Below are 19,551 nucleotides of genomic sequence, written 5' to 3'. Positions count from 1 at the left end.
GCGTCACCATGTCGCCCCCGGGTGGCTGCGGTGCAGATGCTGCATCTCGGCGAGCATCCGGCCGAACGGCTCGGTGTGCAGCCCCTGGCGGCCCGCACCGGCGGACCAGGCGCCCTCGCGCGGGCCTTCCGGAACGGTGAGCCCGGCGCGGTCGAAGACGTCACGGATGCTCGCGGACCACTCCTCGGCCAGCTCCGGCCATGCCACCTCCAGGCCCTCGATCGGCTGGAACAGCTCGCCCGTGTACCGCCACAGCGCGTCGGCGGCGCGCTGGGTGCGGGCGTGGCTCTCCTCCGTGCCGTCCCCCAGCCGCAGCGTCCACTGCTCGGCGTGGTCGCGGTGGTAGGCCGTCTCGCGAACTGCCTTGGCCGCCAGTGGGAGCACCGGCGACAGCTGGGCGTAGAGCGGCTGTTGGTACGTGGAGAAGAACAGCTGCCGGACGATGGTGTACGCGAAGTCCCCGTTCGGCTGCTCCACCAACTGGCAGTTGCGGAAGGCGCGTTCCTCCCGGAGGAAGGCGATCTCGTCCTCGCTGCCCAGCACGTCGGAGAGCCCGGCGTAGAGCGCGCGGGCCTGGCCCAGCAGGTCCAGCGCGATATTGGCCAGCGCCACCTCCTCCTCCAGGACGGGGGCGTGGCCCGCCCATTCGCCGAGGCGGTGGGAGAGGATCAGCGCGTCATCGCCGAGGGGGAGGGTCGCCAGGGCGGCCGGTGCCGGCGCCGTCACAGGTTCCGCACCCCCTCCGGGACCTCGTAGAACGTCGGATGGCGGTAGGCCTTGTCGGCGGCGGGCTCGAAGAAGGGGTCCTTCTCGTCCGGCGAGGAGGCGGTGATCTCGCTGGAGGGGACCACCCACAGGGAGACGCCCTCGCTGCGGCGGGTGAACAGATCCCGTGCGTTGCGGAGCGCCATCTGCGCGTCCGGGGCGTGCAGGCTTCCCGCGTGGGTGTGCGAGAGGCCGCGCCTGCTGCGTACGAAAACCTCCCACAGGGGCCAGTCGGCGCTCATGGCTCAACTCCTCGCTGTCCGGGGCGCGGACGTTCCGTCCTGGGCCGCGCGGGCTGCCTGTTTCGCGGCGTGCGCCGCGGCCGCCTCGCGGACCCAGGCGCCGTTCTCGTGTGCCGTACGGCGCTGCTGCAGTCGCTGTTCGTTGCAGGGGCCGTTGCCCTTGAGCACCTCGCGGAACTCCTGCCAGTCGATGGCGCCGAAGTCCCAGTGGCCCCGCTCCTCGTTCCAGCGCAGCTCCGGGTCGGGCAGGGTGAGGCCCAGTGCTTCCGCCTGGGGGACGCAGATGTCCACGAAGCGCTGCCGCAGCTCGTCGTTGGAGTGCCGCTTGATCTTCCACTCCATGGACTGGGCGCTGTGTGCCGACTCGTCGTCCGGCGGGCCGAACATCATCAGCGACGGCCACCACCAGCGGTCCACCGCGTCCTGCGCCATCGCACGCTGCGCCTCGGTGCCACGGGCCAGGGCGAGCAGCAGTTCGTAGCCCTGGCGCTGGTGGAAGGACTCCTCCTTGCAGATCCGGACCATGGCGCGGGCATAGGGGCCGTAGGAGCAGCGGCACAGCGGCACCTGGTTGGTGATGGCGGCGCCGTCCACCAGCCAGCCGATGGCGCCGACGTCCGCCCAGGTCAGCGTGGGGTAGTTGAAGATCGAGGAGTACTTCTGGCGGCCCGCGTGCAGTTTGTCGAGCAGTTCGTCGCGGCTGGTGCCCAGCGTTTCGGCCGCGCCGTAGAGATACAGGCCGTGGCCCGCCTCGTCCTGCACCTTGGCCATCAGGATCGCCTTGCGGCGCAGGGAGGGGGCGCGGGTGATCCAGTTGGCCTCCGGTTGCATGCCGATGATCTCGGAGTGCGCGTGCTGGGCGATCTGGCGGACGAGGGTGGAGCGGTAGGCGTCCGGCATCCAGTCCCGAGGCTCGATGCGCTCGTCGGCGGCGACGGCCGCGTCGAAGGCGGCCTGAAGGGCGCGTGCGGCCTCCGGGTCCGCCGTACGCCCCGGCCCGGCCGGGTCCGGCGTCCCGTGCGCGCCCTCCCCCGGCCCGCGGCCGCGCGGCGGCGATGTCACCGGTGTCATACCTGCCCCCTGATCCCTCGGCACTCAGCCTACCGACCGATCGTTCGGTTCAAGGATGAGTGCGGGTCCCGGGCCTGTCAAGGCCGAATGCCGCGGACCGGCGGGGCCAGCCGCCCGCACCCCAGTACCCTCTGAGAGTCTCTGAGGCGGACCAGCCCGGTCATGGGCATGGAGAACATGGGGAGCAGGGGTAGGGCATGGAGCCAGCGGCGCACCAGGCGCCCGGGGGGGAAGGCACGCGCGGAATCGCCGCGCTCTCGCTGCCCGCGCGGATCTTCGTCGCGATAGCCGTGGCCGTCGTCACGGTCGGAATCGCGTTCCACGTGGCGATGGTCTTCTTGCAGACGGCCCCGGACAACACGATCAGCAAGCGGCACGGGGAAGTCGTCGACTCGTACGTCTACCCCGAATTCGAGCGCAACTGGAAACTGTTCGCCCCCAACCCCCTCCAGCAGAACGTCGCCGTACACGCCCGCGCGACCGTCGCCAAGAATGACGGCACCACACAGACCACCGGCTGGGTCAACCTCACCGCCATGGACGGCGAGGCCATCAAAGGCAATCCGGCCCCCAGCCACACCCAGCAGAACGAACTGCGCCGCGCCTGGGAGTTCTACGTCGACAACCACGACGAGAAGGGCAAGCCCTTCGGGCTGCGAGGCCGGCTCTCCGAGCAGTACATCAAGCGGATCGTGATGCTGCGCTTCGGGCCCGAGCTCAACGGCGGCAGCGTCGAGCGCATCCAGGTGCGCTCCGCCGTCACCCCCGTCGCGCCGCCCGACTGGAGCGACGAACGGATCGACGTGCGTACCCGGTACACCGTGCAGCCCTGGTGGCAGGTCACCAGCGCCGACCTTCCGGGAGGCGGCAAGTGACGGACGAGGGACGGTACATGGGGATGGACGGACCGCGTGCGCGGATCGAGCGCTGCGTCTCCCGCGGCCTGGCCAAGGTCACCGCACAGGCGCTCGGCCCCTACCAGACGGCGATCGTCCGGATCGGATTCGGCGCCGCGTGGCTGTTCTTCCTGCTGCGCGAGTGGCCGCACCGGCAGGAGCTCTACGGGCCGGACAGCCCGTGGACCTGGGGGCTGGCCCGGCAGCTGATCGAGACCAACGACGCCTTCACGGTGCTGATGTGGTCCAGTAGCAACAGCTGGTTCCAGCTCGTCTACGTCGTCGCCATCGCGGCCTCCGTCGCCGTACTGCTCGGCTGGCACACCAGGGCCGCCACAGTGCTGTTCATGGTCGGGGTGCTCTCGCTGCAGAACCGCAGCGTCTTCATGGGGGACGGCGGGGACAACGTCATCCACCTGATGGCGATATACCTCGTCTTCACCCGCTGCGCGCAGGTGTGGTCACTGGACGCCCGGCGGGCCGAGCGCGCCCGGGAACGCCAGGAGGCGTCCGCGGCGCAGGCGGAGCAGCAGGAGGCGTTTTTCGAGGGCGGGGAGAGGCCCGTACGACGCGATGTCGACCCGGTCGCCGGTATCGGGGGTGTGGTGCTGTGGACGGTGTTCGGCGCTGTGCTGCTGGGCAGCACCGTCGCGGGCGGTTTCAGCATCGGCTGGGCCGTCTTCTACTGGGGGCTGTGGGCCGTCCACGGACTGTGGTGGGTGATCAACCGGGCAGCGGCGCGGGGCGGTGCGACGATCCGCGAGATGCGCGACGTGTGCGACATCCTCGCCAATCTGGCGCACAACGGCGTGCTGCTCGTCATCATGATCGAGGTCTGCCTGGTCTACTCGACGGCCGGCTGGTTCAAGATCCAGGGCACCCGCTGGCAGGACGGCACCGCCGTCTACTACCCGATGAACCTGGACTACTTCACGCCTTGGCCCGAGCTGAGCCACCTGCTGGCGGGCAACGGCGTGATGATCTTTCTGGTCACCTACGGCACTGTTGCCACCCAGGTCGCCTTCCCCTTCACCCTCCTCAACCGGCGGGCGAAGAACGTGCTGCTGACCTTCATGATCCTGGAGCACCTCAGCATCGCCGTACTGCTCGGTCTGCCGTTCTTCTCGCTGGCGATGATCGCGGCCGACGCGGTGTTCCTGCCGACGGCTTTCCTGGTGTGGTGCGGTCGGCACACGGCGGTGTTGGGTGGCCGGGTACGTGGGTTGTTGCCGGGCGGCGGTTCCGGAGGGGGTCGGCCGGTGTCGGCGGAGCCGGCTGGGGAGGCGGCGCCGAAGGTTTCCGCGTAGGCCCTTTCCTTGTTCCGGGGAGGGGGTGCCCCTGCCTGTCGGTCGCGGACTGCGGATACGTCGTGGTTGGTCGCGCAGTTCCCCGCGCCCCTTCGGGGCACGGCCTCCCTGCGCCGCAGGCGGGCTGGTGCGTGCTTCGGCGGTCGTAGGGTTGGCCGGTGATGGGTGAGACGGTGGAGAGTCGGTGGGCGCGGTATGCGGTGGAGGGCGTGCTGCTGGACGGGTTCCATGCGCTGAAGCACGCGCTGCGGTTCGGCGCGCGGGTGCCGGTCGCGGTCGCCACCGACCGGCGTGCCGCCCTCGCGCTGGCCGAGGAGCTCGCGCCGGATCTGACCGGCACGCTCGACGGACTGCTGCACGAGGTGCCGGCCGGCACGCTGGGCGCCCTGGTGCCCCGTCCGCACCCCACGGGCGTCGCGGCGCTCGCGCTACGGGACGTCGGCACGCTGCCGGCGGCACCCGACAGGGAAGCGCCGCTCGTCGTCCTGGACAACCCGCGCAACCTCGGCAACGTAGGAGCCGTCGTACGGCTGGCGGCCGGTGCGGGCGCCGGCGGGGTGCTCACCACCGGTGACGTCGACCCCTGGCACCCGGCGGCGGTGCGGGCGGGCGCGGGGCTGCACTTCGCCACCCCGGTCGAGCGGCGCCCGGTGGCCGGGTTGCCGGACGGGCCGCTGTTCGCGTTCGACCCCGAGGGCGACGATCTGCGCTCCGTGACCCTGCCCGCCGGGGCGATGCTCGCCTTCGGCTCGGAGCGGCGCGGGCTCTCGGCCGAGATGCGCGCCCGTGCCGACCGCCTGGTCGCGCTCCCGATGCGCCCCCAGGTCTCCAGCTACAACCTGGCCACCAGTGTGGCGATGGCGCTGTATCACTGGCTGGCCCGCACCGGCTGACGTCCGCGGTCCGCGGGGGCGGGGCCCAGGTGGAGCCGGCGGGTTACAGGTACGGGCCGCCCGTGCGGTGCTGTGCCTCGTTGGCCTGTGCCTCGTCCGGTACGACGCCGGGCGGCAGCGCCCTGCGCATCTGCTCCAACTGTGCGCGAGCCGCCATCTGCTGGGCGAACAGCGCGGTCTGGATGCCGTGGAAGAGGCCCTCCAGCCAGCCGACCAACTGGGCCTGCGCGATGCGGAGCTCCGCGTCGGTGGGGGTGGACTCCTCGGTGAAGGGGAGGGAGAGCCGCTCCAGCTCCTCGATCAGTTCCGGTGCGAGGCCGTCCTCCAGCTCCTTGATCGAGCTGGTGTGGATCTCCTTCAGCCGTGCCCTGCTGGCCTCGTCCAGCGGCGCGGCCTTCACTTCCTCGAGCAGCTGCTTGATCATGCTGCCGATCCGCATGACCTTCGCGGGCTGTTCCACCATCTCCGTCACGGGGACCTCAGCCTGCTCATCGCCCTCGCCGTCGCCGTTGCCCTTGGCGCCGGTACCACCGAGAGCCATTCCGTCCGGCCCCACGACCAGGACCTGCGGGCTCTCCTGCGACTTCTCGTTGCTCGGCTGCGTCATGCCCCCATTCTGCATCGACGGACCGGCCGGCGCCGAGCCAGGGCGGAACGTCACCGACGGCGCAGTCGCAGGGCCAGAAAGGCGAGTCCCAGCCCCATGAGCGTCATGCCCGTGCCGAGCGGCAGTACGGGCAGCACCTGCCCGGACGGCTGGGCGGCGACGTGGTCGCCCTGCCCGGGGGCTTCTCCGGGGGGCGGGCTGTCGGACCCGTACAGGTCGTGCTTGCCGATCGCCTGGCCGGACGGCCGTGGTGCGACGGGGTTCCCGAAGGCGGACGGGGGGCGCAGGGCGGACCGGTGGTTCGGGCGGCGGGGAGGGCTGTCGCCGCGTTCCTCCTGGTGCCCGGCGTCCTTCCGCTGCCGCTGTTCGCCTTTTCGCCGCTCGTCCTCCCGCCGTTCGCGCTGCCGCTCTTCGCGCTCCCGCGCTTCCTGGGCCTCGCGGGCTTTCCGGGCTTCACGGGCTTTCCGGGCTTCGCGTTCCTCCTGCACCTGTCGCGCCCGCTCCTCGCGCGTCTGTTGCGCCTTCCGTGCTTGCTCTGCCTCGCGCTGTCGGCGCGTCTCCTGTCGCTTTTCGCGCTGCTGTCGGGCCTCTTGCCGCTCGCGCTGCTGCTCCCGCTGTTGGGCCTGCTCTTCCCGCTGCTGCTCCTGCCTTCTCTCCTCCTCCCTGTCCGTCAGCTGCTGCTCCTGGTGCCATTTGCCGTCGTCGGGCGTCTGGGTGTCAGGGCTGCTGGGCAGCGAGGGCGGGGAGGGAGGGGAGCCCGTTTCCGGGAGGCCGGGGAGTTTGGGCGGGTCGGGGACCTTGGGGGGCTTGGGGACCTCTGGGGCCTTGGGGCGCTCCGGGAACTCCGGGAGCGCGGGGGGATCGGGGAGCTCAGGTGGCTTGGGCAGCTCCGGCAGTTTGGGCAGCTGCGGCGCTCGGGGCAGCCCGGGCGTCTCCGGGAGCGGCGCCCACGTGCGGGTGCGCGGGCTCGTGGTGGGCGGCGTCAGGCTGGGCGTCGACCCCAGCGCCGGCCCACCAAGCGTGGCTCCACCAGAAGTGGCTCCGCCCGGCGCTGCTCCGCCCGGCCTCGCTCCAGACGGTGTCGCTCCTCCCGGCGCTGCCCCGTCCGGCGTCACCCCGCCCGGCGTCGCCCCATGGGACAGGGAGCCGTCGCGCACAGCAGCGGCCCCGGGCTCCGCCTGGTCGATCCCGGGGCCCGGAGGGTTCCCCGCAGTGGCGACAGGCGCGGGAAGAGCAAGAAAAGCACAGGTCAACAAGGTGACAGCAGTGCTCCGTCGCTGGGTGTGCCGCACGACCGTGACCCTCCCGAGCTGGATGGTCCGCAGACCAGACCAGCGTCACATGAAGGGATAAAATCGGCATTTCGGACAGGAGGAACGGGTGACGTCCGGTGCCGTACGGAGGAACGGACGAGTCGGCGGATACGCCGGGCCCCGCCCCGTCACCGAGCACCAGCCGGGCGGGGCGAGGCGGGTCAGGACCCGTGGGCCGCGGGTCAGCGGCCCATGGCGGGGGCGTCAGCCGGCCGTGGTCAGCAGGATCTTGCCGACGTGGGTGCTCTCGTCCAGCGTGCGGTGCGCCCGGGCCGCATCCCGCATCGGGACCGTACTGTCGATCACCGGGCGCACCCGGCCGTCCGAGAGCAGCGGCCACACATGTTCACGTACGGCCGCGACGATCGCCGCCTTCTCGGCCGGGGGCCGGGCCCGCAGCGAGGTGGCCGTCACCGCGCCGCGTTTGGCCAGCAGCGCGCCCAGGTTCAACTCGCCCTTGGTGCCGCCCTGCATACCGATGACGGCCAGCCGGCCGTTCACCGCGAGGGCCTTGATGTTCGGCTGGAGGTACTTGGCGCCCATGTTGTCCAGGATCACGTCGGCGCCCGCGCCGTCGGTCGCAGCGCGCAGCTCCTCGGCGAAGTCCTGCTCGCGATAGTTGATCAGGATGTCGGCGCCCAGCTCGGCGCACCGCTGGAGCTTCTCCGCTGTGCCCGCCGTCACCGCGACCCGGGCGCCCACCGACTTGCCCAGCTGGACGGCCATGGTGCCGATGCCGCTGGAGCCGCCGTGCACCAGCAGGGTCTCCCCCGGGCGCAGGTGCGCCACCATGAAGACGTTCGACCAGACCGTGCAGGTGACCTCCGGCAGACCGGCCGCTGTCGCGATATCGACGCCGTCCGGCACGGGCAGCAGCTGGCCGGCCGGCACCGCGACCTTCTCCGCGTAGCCGCCACCGCCGAGCAGCGCGCACACCTGGTCGCCGACCGCCCAGCCGGACACCCCGGGGCCGAGGGCGGAGATCCGCCCCGCGCACTCCAGCCCGGGGTAGGGGCTCGCTCCCGGTGGCGGGTCGTAGAAGCCCTGGCGTTGCAGGACGTCCGCGCGGTTGACGGCGCTCGCTACGACATCGACGAGGACTTCGCCCTCCCCGGGCTCCGGGTCCGGGACCTCGGCCCAGACCAGCGCCTCGGGGCCGCCGGGTTCGGGAATCGTGATCGCATGCATACGGCCGACGCTACCCGCACCGTCCCGCACGCCTGCCCCGGGCCGCTGCCGGCGGCTCCGGCCCGGGTGGCGCGCCGCCTGCGGGCCGGTGGCCGGTACAGCAGCGCGGGCGAACTGGTCAAGCCGCGTAGGTGAAGCGGAGCTTCTGGTCCGGGGTGGGCACATACGCCTGGTGGCAGCCGGTGCAGAACCAGAACCAGGAATCCTCCTTGCCGGGTCCCGTCTCGCGGGTGTCCTTCCACAGGAGGCGGTCGGGGCAGTTGGGGCAGGTGGGCGGCGGGTCCATCGCGTCATCGTCACCCGCGTGCGCCCCGCCGGGGCCCACCCGGCGCACCACAGTCACCTGAAGGGGTGAGAACCTCCAGCTGCCCGGCTACCGCAACTCGCCGCGCCGCTCGTCCGGTTCGGGACGGGAGGGGGAGGCGCGGTGGATGACGACCAGCCGGTCGGTGAGCTCCAAGGTGGCGGCCTCCGGATCGTCGAAGGCGAGTATTCGATGGCCGCGGACCACGGAGACGACCAGGTCGGCGCAGTCCCGCGGGGAGCGTCCCGCCTCCGCCTTGGTGACAGGGCGCTCCTTCAGATCGAGTCCGGTGCCCTGCTGGATGAGGTCCTCTATCACCGTGCTGGCGTTCGGGCTGAGCATCGCCAGGCCGAGCAGCCGGCCGGCCGCACTGGCGCTCGTGATGACCTGGTCGGCGCCCGACTGCCGCAGCAGTGGCGCGTTCTCCTCCTCCCGCACCGCGGCGACGATGTTGATGCGCGGATTGAGCTGCCGTGCCGTCAGCGTCACCAGCACCGAGGTGTCGTCCCGCTGCGGCGCGATCACGATCTGCTTGGCCCGCTGCACCTCGGCCCTGGTCAGCACCTCGCTGCGGGTGGCGTCGCCCTCGACCCCGACGAACCCTTCCGCGGTGGCGGTCCTGACGGCCTGTGCGTGCGGATCGATGACGACTACCTGGTCGCGGCTCAGCCCCGTCGACAGCAGGGTCTGCACGGCCGAGCGGCCCTTGGTGCCGAAGCCGACGACGACAGTGTGGTCGCGCAACGCGGACCTCCAGCGGTTCAGGCGCCACTGCTGGCGGGTGCGGTCCGTCAGCGCCTCGAGCGTGGTGCCGATGAGGATGATCAGGAACAGTACGCGCAGCGGCGTGATGATGAGCGTGTTGACCAGCCGCGCACTGTCGGACCCCGGGGTGATGTCGCCGTAGCCGGTCGTGGAGAGCGTGACGGTCGTGTAGTACAGGCAGTCCAGGAACGACACGTTGTCGTCCCTGTCCACATAGCCGTCCCGGTCCAGATAGACCAGCAGCACTGTCGCCCACAGGACGGCGAGCGCGGCCAGCAGCCGCCGTACGACCTGCCGCTGCGGACTGACGTCGGGGCGTGGCAGCAGTACGGAGCCCTGTCGTTCCGCAGCGCCTGCCCAGGGTGCCCGGGGACTGTCCGGCCGGATCACCATGGCAGCTCCAGTACGGGCACGTCCGTGCCGGGCGTACCGCCGCCGGGCGGCACCACGGCCAGCGCGTCACAGGAGGCCACCCCGCGCAGCATGGCGGGCCCCGCGTAACGCAGCGGCCGGATGCGTGCCCGGATGCCGGAGCCCTCGTACCGTACGGGCACCAGCCGGGTGTCGCGCGGATGGCCGGACACCTCGGCGCCCAACGTGGCCTCCCTGGGCTCCGGTTCGGTACGGCCCGCCAGGGTGCGCAGCAGTGGCGCGGCGAGGGTGACAAGACCGGAGAGCGCCGCCAGCGGATTGCCGGGCAGGCCCACCAGGAACCTGCGGCGCGGCTGCTTTCCGGCGCTCTGCTGCGCTGTGCCGGGCAGTGCGGCCAGCAGCATCGGGTGCCCGGGCCGCACACGTACTCCGTGCACCAGCAGTTGGGCGTCCAGGCGGCGCAGCGTCGGCTGGAGGTGGTCGACGGGCCCGCTCGCCGTACCGCCTGTGGTGACGACGACATCGGCCGTCGTGGTGGCCACCGCCTCGTGCAGTGCCTCCGCGTCGTCCCCCAGCAGCCGGGTGACGGTCACCTCCGCGCCCAGGGCCGTCAGCCACGGCTCGACCATCGGCCCGAGCGCGTCCCGGATCCGGCCGTCACGCGGCAGGCCGCGGTGCAGCAGTTCGTCACCCAGGACGAGCACTTCGGCACGCGGGCGCGGCACCGCCGGCAGTTCGTCGTAGCCCGCCGCCGCTGCCAGCCCGAGCACGGCGGGGGTGATGGCCGGCCCGGAGGGCAGCAGCTCGTCGCCCTTACGGCACTCCTGGCCGCGCGGGCGGATGTCGGTGCCGGGCTGCGGGGGAGTGGCCGTACGCAGCCGTGCGCCGGTCCGCTGGGCTGCCTCCGAGCGCAGCACCGCGCTGGTGCCGGGCGGGATACGGGCGCCGGTCGCGATGCGGACAGCCTCGCCGTCGGCGAGCTGCGGCGGCTCCGAGCGGTCCCCCGCCAGGACGCCGGGCCGCTCCGTGCCGTCCGCCGCGCGGGCCGGCTCCCATGGGCCGGGCCCGGACACCGCCCAGCCGTCCATCGCCGAGGTGTCGAACGGCGGCAGATCGGTGAGGGCCCGCAGCGGCGCCGCCAGGGTGCGGCCCAGCGCGTGCTGGAGGGGGACGGTTTCCGCGGGGAGCGGGGTCGCCGCGGAGGACGCCAGGGCGACGGCCTCGGACCAACTGGGCGGCGGCTTGTGCGCACCGTCGCCGGACTGGTGCTGCGGGTGCTGTCGCGGGCCCCGCTGCGGGTTCTCCGGGCCGCCCGGGGTGTGCTGCTGTGAGCTGTGGCCGGGCTCGTCGGGGGGTTCTCCGGGGTGCCCGGGCGGGGTGGGGCCGCTGTTGCCAATGCCGCTGTTGCCGGTTCCGCCTGCGTTGCTGTTGCGGTTGCTGGCGTTGCCGCTGCTCTGACCGCTGTGGTGTCCGCCGCGTTCGCCGTGCCCCGCGGCCTGGTCGGACGGGCGGCCGCCCGGGGGCTGTGCTGTGGGGCCCACGGTGCTCCCCGGGCGTTCGCCGTGCCCGGCGTTCTCGCTCCACTCGATACGGCGGATGCGCTTCAGGCGCGGTGCGGGCGGCGGATCCGGGCGTTCCCGGCCGCTGTTGGCCAGGGCGATGGCCTCGTCGAGTTCGTCGGCGCCGCTCATCGGTCGTCGGTGTTCTCGGGAGAGTTGCCCGGGGTGTTCCCGGGCGCGTCGGTGTTCCCGGAGGGGTTGCCCGGGGCGTTCCCAGGCATGTCGGTGTCCCCGGCAGGGTCCGCCGTCTCGTCGGCCCAGCGCCGGGCCAGCCGGGCCGCTGTCTCCGCCGCCCGCGCGACGTCCTGCGGCGAACCGTCCGCCCGCGCGGCCGCGTAGCCCACCAGGAAGGTGGTGAGCGGCGCCGCGGGGCGCGCCACACCGTGTGCGGCGTCGCGGGCGAGGTCGAGCAGCGCGGAGGTGTCGACGTCGAGTTCGACGCCGAGTTCGGCCTTGACCGCGGCGATCCATTCATCCAGCACGGCTTCATGCTCCCTGATGCGGGCCCTCGCTGTGGCGATGTCGTCCCAGGTGTCGCAGTCCAGGGCTGCGGCGGTGACCGAGGGCGAGGTCACCCGGTGCAGCATCAGCCCTTGCAGCACCATGCGCAACGGCAGACTCGCCACAGACCCGTACTCGGTGCGCAACAGCGCGAGTTCACGGCGCAGCGGCTCCACCCGGTAGGCCGCCGGCAGCGGTTGGTCGCGCCCGTCGTGCACGATCGCCCCGTCGTACCGCTCCGGTACGGCCACCAGCGCGCGCACCGCCTCCGGCGACAGGAAGGGCAGATCCGCTGAGACGACGAGCACGGGGTCCTGTGCCGAGCCCTCCAGCGCGTCCAGTCCCGCCTGAAGAGCGGCGAGCGGGCCGCCGCCGGGCGGCTCCTCGCGGGCCCACCGAACCGGTCGGTATGTCGGGCGGCGCGGGCCCACCACCACGGTGGCCGCCGCGTCGGCGCATGCCGCCAGCACCCGGTCGAGCAGCGTCCTGCCACCGACCGTGACACCGGGCTTGTCGACCCCGCCCAGCCGCCGCGCCCCACCACCCGCGAGAACGAGCGCGGCATACGGGCGGCCGATGGCGGGCGCTGGTGGATCTGGAGCCTGGGTCACACCTCAGAGCGTACGTAGTCAGAGCGTACGGAGCAGCTTCGCCGGGTGTTCCACGCAGTCCGCGACATGGCGTAGGAAGCCGCCTGCTGTGCCGCCGTCGCACACCCGGTGGTCGAAGGTGAGGGACAGCTGCACGACACTGCGGACGGCCAGTTCGTCGCCGACCACCCAGGGCTTGCGGGCGATACGGCCGACGCCGAGCATGGCGGCCTCCGGGTGGTTGATGATCGGCGTGGAGCCGTCCACCCCGAAGACGCCGTAGTTGTTCAGCGTGAATGTGCCGCCCGTCAGTTCGGCGGGGGTCAGGGTGCCGGTGCGGGCCGCCTCGGTGAGCCTGGTCATCTCGGCGGTGAGCTGTTCGGCGCTCAGCGTGTGCGCGTTGCGGACGACAGGGACGACGAGCCCCCTGTCGGTCTGTGCGGCGAATCCCAGATGCACCTCGGGCAGTACTACGATTTCCCGTGCCTCGGTGTCCACCGTCGAGTTGAGCTCCGGGAACCGGGCGAGAGCCGCCGTGCACACCCGGCCCAGCAGTGCGAGCAGCGAGACAGGTGCCGGCGCTTCGCCGTGTGCGAGGGGCGCGTTCATCTCCTTGCGCGCGGCGAGGAGTTCGGTGGCGTCCGCGTCCACCCAGCAGCTGGCGTCGGGGATCTCGGCGCGACTGCGCGAGAGCCGTTCGGCCGCCGTACCGCGCATACCGCGCAGCGGAATACGGCGCTCCAGTCCCGCACCCTCCCGAGCGCTCTGCGGAGCGGCACCATGCGGTGAAGCAGGTGCGGCACCATGCGGTGAAGCACCGGGCTGCGCGGCGCCGCCCTGTGCGGCGTGCACGGCGCGCTCCACGTCCGCGCGCAGGATGAGCCCGTCAGGCCCGCTGCCCGTCACCTGGCGCAGCTCCACGCCGTGTTCGCGGGCCAGTCGGCGTACCAGGGGGGAGATCACCGGGACGGGCCCACCGGTGCTGCCGTTCGCGCTACGGGTGCCGGGCCCGGTGTCCTTGCCCGGCCCGGGGGCGGGGGCGCCCCGGTCGGCTGCGGACCGGGGCTCCTCCCCTGGCCCCGCCCCGGGCGGCCGGGCGGCCCGTGGCCGCCGCCTGGGCGGCTCGGCTGTCCCGTAGCCGACCAGCACATTGCCCGAGCCGCCCACATGCTCCAGCTCCGGGCCCGTGCCGCTCTCTCCCGCCCGTTCGCCTCCCCCGGCATCCCGGTCGGCGGGCGCCCCGGCACCAGGGCTCACCGCGACGGTGACCAGCGGTGTGCCCACGGCGACCTCGGCGCCCTCCTCGGCGGCGTGCGAGGTGACCACGCCCGCGTAGGGGCAGGGGACCTCGACGAGCGCCTTGGCCGTCTCCACCTCGACGACCGGCTCATCCACCCGTACTGTGTCGCCGACCGCGACCAGCCACCTGACGATCGTCGCCTCCGTCAGCCCTTCCCCCAGGTCCGGCAGGGCGAACTCGCGTACCTCGCCCATCAGACGGCACCCCCGCCCCGGCCCTCGGTCAAGCCCCGGCCCCCGGCCAAGCCCCGGCCCTCGGTGAAACCGCTCTCCCACTGGAGCCGCGCAACAGCGTCCAGAATCCGGTCGACGCCCGGCAGATGGTGCTGCTCCAGCATCGGCGGCGGGTAGGGGATGTCGAACCCGGCGACGCGCAGCACGGGCGCCTCCAGATAGTGGAAGCAGCGCTCGGTGATCCGGGCCGCGATCTCCCCGCCGGGACCGGCGAAACCGGGTGACTCGTGCACCACAACGGCCCGCCCGGTGCGCCGTACGGAGGCGGCGACCGTCTCCTCGTCGAACGGCACCAGGGAGCGCAGGTCGATCACCTCCAGGTCCCAGCCCTCGGCACCGTCCTCGCGCGCCGCCTCGGCGGCCTCAAGACAGACCGGTACGGACGGGCCATAGGTGATCAGCGTCGCTGAGCTGCCGCGACGGCGTACGACGGCCCTGCCGATACCGGGGACCGGCTCCGGCTGCTCCGGGTTCCAGTCGGCCTTCGACCAGTAGAGCCGTTTCGGCTCCAGCAGGACGACCGGGTCGTCGGAGGCGATGGCGGCGCGCAGCAGCCCGTAGGCGTCGGCGACCGTGGCCGGGGTGACGACATGCAGGCCCGGCGTCGCCATGTAGTACGCCTCGGAGGAGTCGCTGTGGTGCTCCACACCGCCGATACCGCCGCCGTACGGGACGCGCACGGTCAGCGGCATGGGCATCCTGCCGCGCGTGCGGTTGCGCATCCGCGAGACGTGCGACACCAGTTGCTCGAAACCGGGGTAGGCGAACGCGTCGAACTGCATCTCCACGACCGGCCGCAGCCCGTACATCGCCATCCCGACCGCCGTGCCGAGGATGCCCGCCTCCGCCAGTGGCGTATCGGTGCACCGGTCGGGGCCGAACTCCGCGGCCAGCCCGTCCGTCACCCGGAAGACGCCGCCCAGGGTGCCCACGTCCTCCCCGAAGACGTGCACATCCGGGTCGTCGGCCATGGCGTCCCGCAGGGCGCGGCGCAGCGCCTGCCCCATGGTGGCGGGTTTGCGGTCCACGGCGGCCGCTGCGGGCTGCCGCACTGCTGTGCTCATCGGGTCTCCTCCCCCGCTTCCCCCGCTGCGAGCTCGGCCCGCAACTGGTCCGCCTGGTCGCGCAGTTGCGGTGTCGGCTCCGCGTAGACGTGGGCGAACAGCTCCGCCGGATCCAGCGGCGGGTCCTGGTGCATGCGCTCGCGCAGGTCGGCCGCCTGCCTCTCGGCCGCCTCCGTGGCCTCCCGTACGGTCTTCTCGTCCAGCAGTCCGCGGCTGCGCAGCTCGCGCTCCAGCAGCGTCACCGGGTCGTGCGCCTGCCACGCCGCCACCTCGCTGTCGGTGCGGTAGCGGGTCGCGTCGTCGGCGTTCGTGTGCGCCTCCAGCCGGTAGGTGACCGCCTCGACGAGGGTGGGGCCGCCGCCGGTGCGGGCGCGGTCCAGCGCCTCGCACAGCACCTCGTGCACCGCCACCGCGTCGTTTCCGTCCACCAGTCGCCCCGGCATGCCGTAGCCGACCGCCTTGTGCGCAAGGGAGGGCGCCGCGGTCTGTTTGGCGAGCGGTACGGAGATCGCGAAACCGTTGTTCTGCACCAGGAAGACGACCGGCGCCTGCCATACGGCGGCGAAGTTGAGCGCCTCATGGAAGTCGCCCTCGCTGGTGCCGCCGTCGCCGACCAGCGCGAGCGCCGCCACCTCGTCGCCCTTCAGCCGCGCGGCGTGGGCCAGCCCCACCGCGTGCGGCAGCTGGGTGGCCAGCGGCGTGCACAGGGGTGCGACCCGGGTGCCGGGAGAGTCGTACCCGTGGTGCCAGTCACCGCGCAGCAGTGCCAGCACTTCCACCGGATCCAGTCCGCGCGCCACGGCGGCGAGGGTGTCGCGGTAGCTGGGGAACAGCCAGTCGTGCTCGCGCAGCGCGAGCGCGGCGGCGATCTGGCACGCCTCCTGGCCCCGCGATGACGGATAGACGGCGAGTCGGCCCTGCCGGGTCAGCGCGGTGGCCTGCTCGTTGAACCGCCGCCCCTGCACCACGGCGGCGTACAGCCTGCGCAGCAGCTCCGCGTCCGGGGCCGCCTCCCGCTCCGCCGTACGGGTCCCCAGGACGCGGTACGGCTCGGCGTCGGGGAGGAGCGGTGCGGCGTCCGTACGGGGACGCCACGAGGGGGGAGGCGCGGGGGCGTAGGCACCTGGCTGCTCTAGGACCGTCATGACGAGCACCTCCTCGTGGGCGGGCTGCGGCGCGGGCAGGCGGGGTACGCCTGACGCACCGGGCTCCTGGCGCGCCGGCCTGCCGATGGCCGTACCACCGGCAGGCCGGGCCGGTGACCGAACGGGCCACCCCTACCGATTGTTCGGTCGTCGGCACATTTTGGCTACGGGTGGCCCCGGCCTGTGGACAACTGGCCCGCAAAACCGTTCGATGTCCGCAGAGTGTCCATCCAGGGGAGGCGAGGGACCGTGCGGGGTGAACAGATGGCCAACGGGCCCGAGGAAGTGGCAGCACCCGAAGGACACCGGTTTGCCGCCCGGCCGCTGGACTCGATCGACCGCGACATCCTGCGGCTGCTGCGCGCGGACGGACGGGCCTCCATCCGCTCGGTTGCCGAGCGCGTGCACGTCTCCCGCGCCAACGCCTACGCCCGTATCAACCGGCTGATCGACGACGGGGTGATCCGCGGCTTCAGCGCCCGGATCGACCAGGAGCGCGCGGGCCACGGGGCCTCGGCCTACATCACCCTCAAGATCGTCCAGGACTCGTGGCGCAGCGTCCGCGAGAAGCTCCAGGAGCTCCCGGGCGCAGCGCACATGGCGCTGGTCAGCGGCGATTTCGACGTACTGCTGCTGGTGCACACCCCGGACAACAGGGCGCTGCGGGACCTCGTCCTCACCCGTATCCAGTCGATGCCGGAGGTGCTGAGCACCCGCACGCTGCTGGTGTTCGAGGAGACGGATCTGGAGCCGGGGCCGTAGCCCTCCGGCCGGGCCGGCGGTGCCGTCAGTCGGTGCGCAGGCCCGCGAAGGCGGTGCGGATGACGGCCTCGGCGACCTCCGCGCTGGTGCTGGTGCCCGAGCCGGGGGCGCCCTGGCTCGCGCCACCCGGCGCGGGCGCTTCGTCATGGGCGCCGTTGTGTGCGGCGCGGTCGGGGCGGTACCACTCGGCAATCGAGTTGATCATGCCGAAGAGCAGCCGGGTCGCCAGCCGGGCGTCCACATCGGAGCGCAGGTCCCCGTCCGCCGCCGCCTGCTTGACCAGCTCGGCCACCCGCTGGTCGAACTCGCGGCGCCGGGACATCGCCCACACCTCGGTCTCGGTGTTGCCGCGCACCCGCAGCAGCAGCGTCACATACGGCAGCTCGGTCATCAGCACCTCGACCGTACGGCGCGTGACGTGCTCCAGCCGCTCCACCGCGCGCCCCTCCCCCGCCCGGGGCTCCTCCAGAACGGCGAACAAGCCGTCCAGTGCCCGGCTTATGCCCCGGCGCAGCAGCTCCTCCTTGCCGCGTACGTGGTGGTAGATCGAGGACTTGGAGATCCCGGCCGCCTTCGACAGGTGCTCCATCGAGGTGCCGTCGTAGCCCCGCTCGTTGAACACCCGCACGGCGACGGAGAGCAGCGAGTCGGGCGTGTAGGTGTCGCGCTTGACCGTGGGCATGCGGCCGATGCTAGCCGGGCCCCGCGCCGGGCCTGCCGGGCGGCGGTCGACGGGCTCGGCAGCACCCTGCGCCGGGCGCTGAGCGGAGTTGTCCACAGGTTCCGGGGCCCCCTTGCACCGACCGATCGTTCGGTAGCAGTATCTACCAGGTGAGCGGCCGCGGCAAAGCCGTCGCCACCCGCATTCCGTCCCAGCTCAGCGAGGAGTTGGTCCCGCGTGACCACCGGTATCGGAACGACCACTGCCCAGCTCATCGACAAGCACCGCCCCACCTTGGACCGCGCGCTGGAAGCAATCCGCAGCCGGGAGTTCTGGACCCCGCATCCCGAGCACCCGAAGGCGTACGGCGAGGGGGCGGCGGAGGAGGGCAAGGCCGCCTTCGACGCGCTGCGCGGCAGCCGCTTCGAGCTGCCCGGCCAGCCGGTCTCCGGCGAGTGGGTGGCCACCGAGGTGTCGCCGTACGGATTCGAGCTGGGCATCTCCTACCCGCGCGCGGACGAGGGAGCCGTCGACGCGCTGCTCTCGGTGATGCGTGGCGGCCTCCCGGCCTGGCGCAAGGCGGGACCCGAGGCCCGCGCGGCGGTGTGCCTGGAGATCCTGGCGCGGATCAGCGCCCGCACCCACGAGTTCGCCCAGGCCGTGATGCACACCAGCGGCCAGGCGTTCATGATGGCCTTCCAGGCCGGCGGCCCGCACGCGCAGGACCGCGGCATGGAGGCGGTGGCCTACGCCTACGCGGAGCAGGTGCGCACGCCCGAGCGCGCCCACTGGGAGAAGCCGCAGGGCAAGCGCGAACCGCTGCGGGTCACCAAGGAGTTCACCCCCGTCGGGCGCGGCATCGCGCTGCTGATCGGCTGCAACACCTTCCCCACCTGGAACGGCTACCCCGGCTTCTTCGCCTCCCTCGCCACCGGCAACGCCGTGCTGGTCAAGCCGCACCCGCGCGCCGTGCTCCCGCTCGCCCTGACGGTGCGGATCGCCCGCGAGGTGCTGGCGGAGGCGGGGTTCGACGCCGACCTGGTGGCGCTGGCGGCCGAGGCGGAGGGCGACGGCATCGCCAAGGACCTGGCCACCCGCCCCGAGATCCGGGTGATCGACTACACCGGAGGCACGGCCTTCGGCGAGTGGCTGGAGGCCAACGCCCGCCAGGCGCGGGTCTACACCGAGAAGGCCGGCGTCAACACGGTCGTCATCGACTCCACCGACGACTACCAGGGCATGCTCGCCAACCTCGCCTTCTCCCTCTCCCTCTACAGCGGCCAGATGTGCACGACGCCGCAGAACCTGCTGATCCCGGCAGGCGGCATCACCACCGAGTCCGGCCCCAAGTCCTACGACGAGGTGGTGGCCGACCTCGCCACCGCCGTCGGCAAGCTGCTCGGCGACGAAGCGCGGGCCAACGCCCTGCTGGGCGCGATCGTCAACGACCAGGTGCGGGCACGCCTGGAGGCGGCACCCGCACTGGGCGAGGTGGCTCTGCCCTCCCGCCCGGTGGCCAACCCGGAGTTCCCGGACGCCACGGTCCGCACCCCCGCGATCGTCAAGCTGGACGCCACCAAGCCGGATCCCGAGGCGGCGTACCACAACGAGTGCTTCGGCCCGGTCTCCTTCGCGGTGGCCGTCGGCTCCACGGAGGACGCCCTGGAGCTGTTGCGCAACACCCTCCAGTCCAAGGGCGCCATGACGGTCTCCGCCTACACCACCTCGCCCGAGGTGGCGCGCCATGTGGAGGAGGTCTGCTTCGACGAGCCCGCTCAGCTCTCGCTCAATCTGACAGGTGGCGTCTACGTCAATCAGACGGCCGCCTTCAGTGATTTCCACGGCTCGGGCGGCAACCCGGCAGCCAACTGCGCCCTGTGCGACGGCGACTTCGTCTCCGGGCGGTTCCGCGTGGTGGAGGTGCGGCGTATGACGGAGGGGTCAGCTTCTCGGGGCTGAAGCCCCGAGCTTGCAGGTAAGGCCTCACTGGCTGTGAGGTGGCCTCCCGCGTCT

Annotated in this window: 20 protein-coding genes; 6 read left to right on the top strand and 14 right to left on the bottom strand. The window is 72.5% G+C overall.

Annotated elements, in window-relative coordinates; translation table 11 throughout:
- Positions 1 to 3: 3 nt before the first annotated feature.
- From paaC to paaA, 3 genes are read right to left on the bottom strand one after another with little or no spacing between them, the layout of a single operon-like run.
- The gene (gene paaC, locus ACQEU8_RS17725; protein ID WP_433101678.1) at positions 4 to 726 is read right to left on the bottom strand and encodes a 1,2-phenylacetyl-CoA epoxidase subunit PaaC; all 723 of its coding nucleotides are present in this window, start codon (positions 724 to 726) and stop codon (positions 4 to 6) included.
- Positions 723 to 1,007 carry a 1,2-phenylacetyl-CoA epoxidase subunit PaaB gene (paaB, locus tag ACQEU8_RS17720; RefSeq protein ID WP_209266011.1) on the bottom strand — a complete coding sequence of 95 codons (285 nt, stop codon included), beginning with the start codon at positions 1,005 to 1,007 and terminating at the stop codon, positions 723 to 725. The genes paaC and paaB overlap by 4 nt, the downstream gene beginning before the upstream one ends.
- A gap of 3 nt (positions 1,008 to 1,010) precedes the next feature.
- Positions 1,011 to 2,078 carry a 1,2-phenylacetyl-CoA epoxidase subunit PaaA gene (paaA, locus tag ACQEU8_RS17715; RefSeq protein ID WP_433101676.1) on the bottom strand — a complete coding sequence of 356 codons (1,068 nt, stop codon included), beginning with the start codon at positions 2,076 to 2,078 and terminating at the stop codon, positions 1,011 to 1,013.
- Between the two features lie 197 nt (positions 2,079 to 2,275).
- Here paaA and ACQEU8_RS17710 point away from each other — a divergent pair, with 197 nt between their 5' ends.
- The 3 genes from ACQEU8_RS17710 (at position 2,276) to ACQEU8_RS17700 (ending at position 5,174) form a co-directional block, all read left to right on the top strand.
- Positions 2,276 to 2,953: a DUF5819 family protein gene (locus ACQEU8_RS17710; RefSeq protein WP_433101674.1), complete on the top strand. Its 678-nt coding sequence runs from the start codon at positions 2,276 to 2,278 to the stop codon at positions 2,951 to 2,953.
- A gap of 17 nt (positions 2,954 to 2,970) precedes the next feature.
- Positions 2,971 to 4,281 carry an HTTM domain-containing protein gene (locus ACQEU8_RS17705; protein WP_433102475.1) on the top strand — a complete coding sequence of 437 codons (1,311 nt, stop codon included), beginning with the start codon at positions 2,971 to 2,973 and terminating at the stop codon, positions 4,279 to 4,281.
- A 161-nt stretch (positions 4,282 to 4,442) separates the two neighbouring features.
- Entirely contained in the window at positions 4,443 to 5,174 is a 732-nt protein-coding gene (locus ACQEU8_RS17700) for a TrmH family RNA methyltransferase (protein WP_433102473.1), read from the top strand.
- A gap of 43 nt (positions 5,175 to 5,217) precedes the next feature.
- Here ACQEU8_RS17700 and ACQEU8_RS17695 read toward each other — a convergent pair whose 3' ends face one another.
- From ACQEU8_RS17695 to ACQEU8_RS17685, 3 genes are all read right to left on the bottom strand, one after another.
- Positions 5,218 to 5,781 (bottom strand): bacterial proteasome activator family protein, encoded by a 564-nt coding sequence (locus ACQEU8_RS17695; protein ID WP_433101672.1) that lies wholly within the window; start codon positions 5,779 to 5,781, stop codon positions 5,218 to 5,220.
- Positions 5,782 to 5,831: 50 nt separating this feature from the next.
- Entirely contained in the window at positions 5,832 to 6,938 is a 1,107-nt protein-coding gene (locus tag ACQEU8_RS17690; RefSeq protein WP_433101670.1) for a hypothetical protein, read from the bottom strand.
- Positions 6,939 to 7,298: 360 nt separating this feature from the next.
- Positions 7,299 to 8,282: an NAD(P)H-quinone oxidoreductase gene (locus ACQEU8_RS17685; protein WP_433101668.1), complete on the bottom strand. Its 984-nt coding sequence runs from the start codon at positions 8,280 to 8,282 to the stop codon at positions 7,299 to 7,301.
- Between ACQEU8_RS17685 and ACQEU8_RS17680 the strand changes: the two genes are divergently transcribed.
- Entirely contained in the window at positions 8,277 to 8,417 is a 141-nt protein-coding gene (locus tag ACQEU8_RS17680; protein ID WP_433101666.1) for a hypothetical protein, read from the top strand. The two genes, ACQEU8_RS17685 and ACQEU8_RS17680, sit on opposite strands and share 6 nt — an antisense overlap.
- On the opposite strand, the gene ACQEU8_RS17675 is transcribed toward ACQEU8_RS17680, so the two are convergent.
- From ACQEU8_RS17675 to pdhA, 7 genes are read right to left on the bottom strand one after another with little or no spacing between them, the layout of a single operon-like run.
- Positions 8,401 to 8,625 (bottom strand): hypothetical protein, encoded by a 225-nt coding sequence (locus tag ACQEU8_RS17675; protein ID WP_433101664.1) that lies wholly within the window; start codon positions 8,623 to 8,625, stop codon positions 8,401 to 8,403. The two genes, ACQEU8_RS17680 and ACQEU8_RS17675, sit on opposite strands and share 17 nt — an antisense overlap.
- A gap of 30 nt (positions 8,626 to 8,655) precedes the next feature.
- Positions 8,656 to 9,744, bottom strand: coding sequence for a potassium channel family protein (locus tag ACQEU8_RS17670; protein WP_433101662.1), 1,089 nt, complete (start codon positions 9,742 to 9,744; stop codon positions 8,656 to 8,658).
- Positions 9,738 to 11,414, bottom strand: a complete 1,677-nt coding sequence (locus ACQEU8_RS17665) for a molybdopterin-binding protein (RefSeq protein WP_433101660.1) — start codon at positions 11,412 to 11,414, stop codon at positions 9,738 to 9,740. The genes ACQEU8_RS17670 and ACQEU8_RS17665 overlap by 7 nt, the downstream gene beginning before the upstream one ends.
- Complete coding sequence (locus ACQEU8_RS17660; protein WP_433101658.1) at positions 11,411 to 12,394, bottom strand: NTP transferase domain-containing protein; 984 nt, start codon at positions 12,392 to 12,394, stop codon at positions 11,411 to 11,413. Before ACQEU8_RS17660 ends, ACQEU8_RS17665 begins: the two co-directional genes overlap by 4 nt.
- 18 nt (positions 12,395 to 12,412) lie before the next feature.
- Positions 12,413 to 13,867 (bottom strand): dihydrolipoamide acetyltransferase family protein, encoded by a 1,455-nt coding sequence (locus ACQEU8_RS17655; protein WP_433101656.1) that lies wholly within the window; start codon positions 13,865 to 13,867, stop codon positions 12,413 to 12,415.
- The gene (locus ACQEU8_RS17650) at positions 13,867 to 14,970 is read right to left on the bottom strand and encodes an alpha-ketoacid dehydrogenase subunit beta (protein WP_433101654.1); all 1,104 of its coding nucleotides are present in this window, start codon (positions 14,968 to 14,970) and stop codon (positions 13,867 to 13,869) included. Before ACQEU8_RS17650 ends, ACQEU8_RS17655 begins: the two co-directional genes overlap by 1 nt.
- Complete coding sequence (gene pdhA, locus ACQEU8_RS17645) at positions 14,967 to 16,115, bottom strand: pyruvate dehydrogenase (acetyl-transferring) E1 component subunit alpha (RefSeq protein ID WP_433101652.1); 1,149 nt, start codon at positions 16,113 to 16,115, stop codon at positions 14,967 to 14,969. The genes ACQEU8_RS17650 and pdhA overlap by 4 nt, the downstream gene beginning before the upstream one ends.
- A 264-nt stretch (positions 16,116 to 16,379) precedes the next feature.
- Here pdhA and ACQEU8_RS17640 point away from each other — a divergent pair, with 264 nt between their 5' ends.
- Positions 16,380 to 16,877: an Lrp/AsnC family transcriptional regulator gene (locus tag ACQEU8_RS17640; RefSeq protein WP_433102471.1), complete on the top strand. Its 498-nt coding sequence runs from the start codon at positions 16,380 to 16,382 to the stop codon at positions 16,875 to 16,877.
- A 25-nt stretch (positions 16,878 to 16,902) separates the two neighbouring features.
- On the opposite strand, the gene ACQEU8_RS17635 is transcribed toward ACQEU8_RS17640, so the two are convergent.
- Entirely contained in the window at positions 16,903 to 17,559 is a 657-nt protein-coding gene (locus ACQEU8_RS17635; RefSeq protein WP_433101651.1) for a TetR/AcrR family transcriptional regulator, read from the bottom strand.
- Positions 17,560 to 17,775: 216 nt separating this feature from the next.
- Between ACQEU8_RS17635 and paaN the strand changes: the two genes are divergently transcribed.
- Positions 17,776 to 19,497, top strand: a complete 1,722-nt coding sequence (paaN, locus tag ACQEU8_RS17630; RefSeq protein WP_433101649.1) for a phenylacetic acid degradation protein PaaN — start codon at positions 17,776 to 17,778, stop codon at positions 19,495 to 19,497.
- Positions 19,498 to 19,551: the final 54 nt, after the last annotated feature.

It is taken from the genome of Streptomyces sp. CA-250714, from assembly GCF_050936705.1.
Lineage (GTDB): Bacteria > Actinomycetota > Actinomycetes > Streptomycetales > Streptomycetaceae > Streptomyces.
Note: the sequence above shows the minus strand (reverse complement) of the source record. Positions and strands in the feature narration are given on the sequence as shown.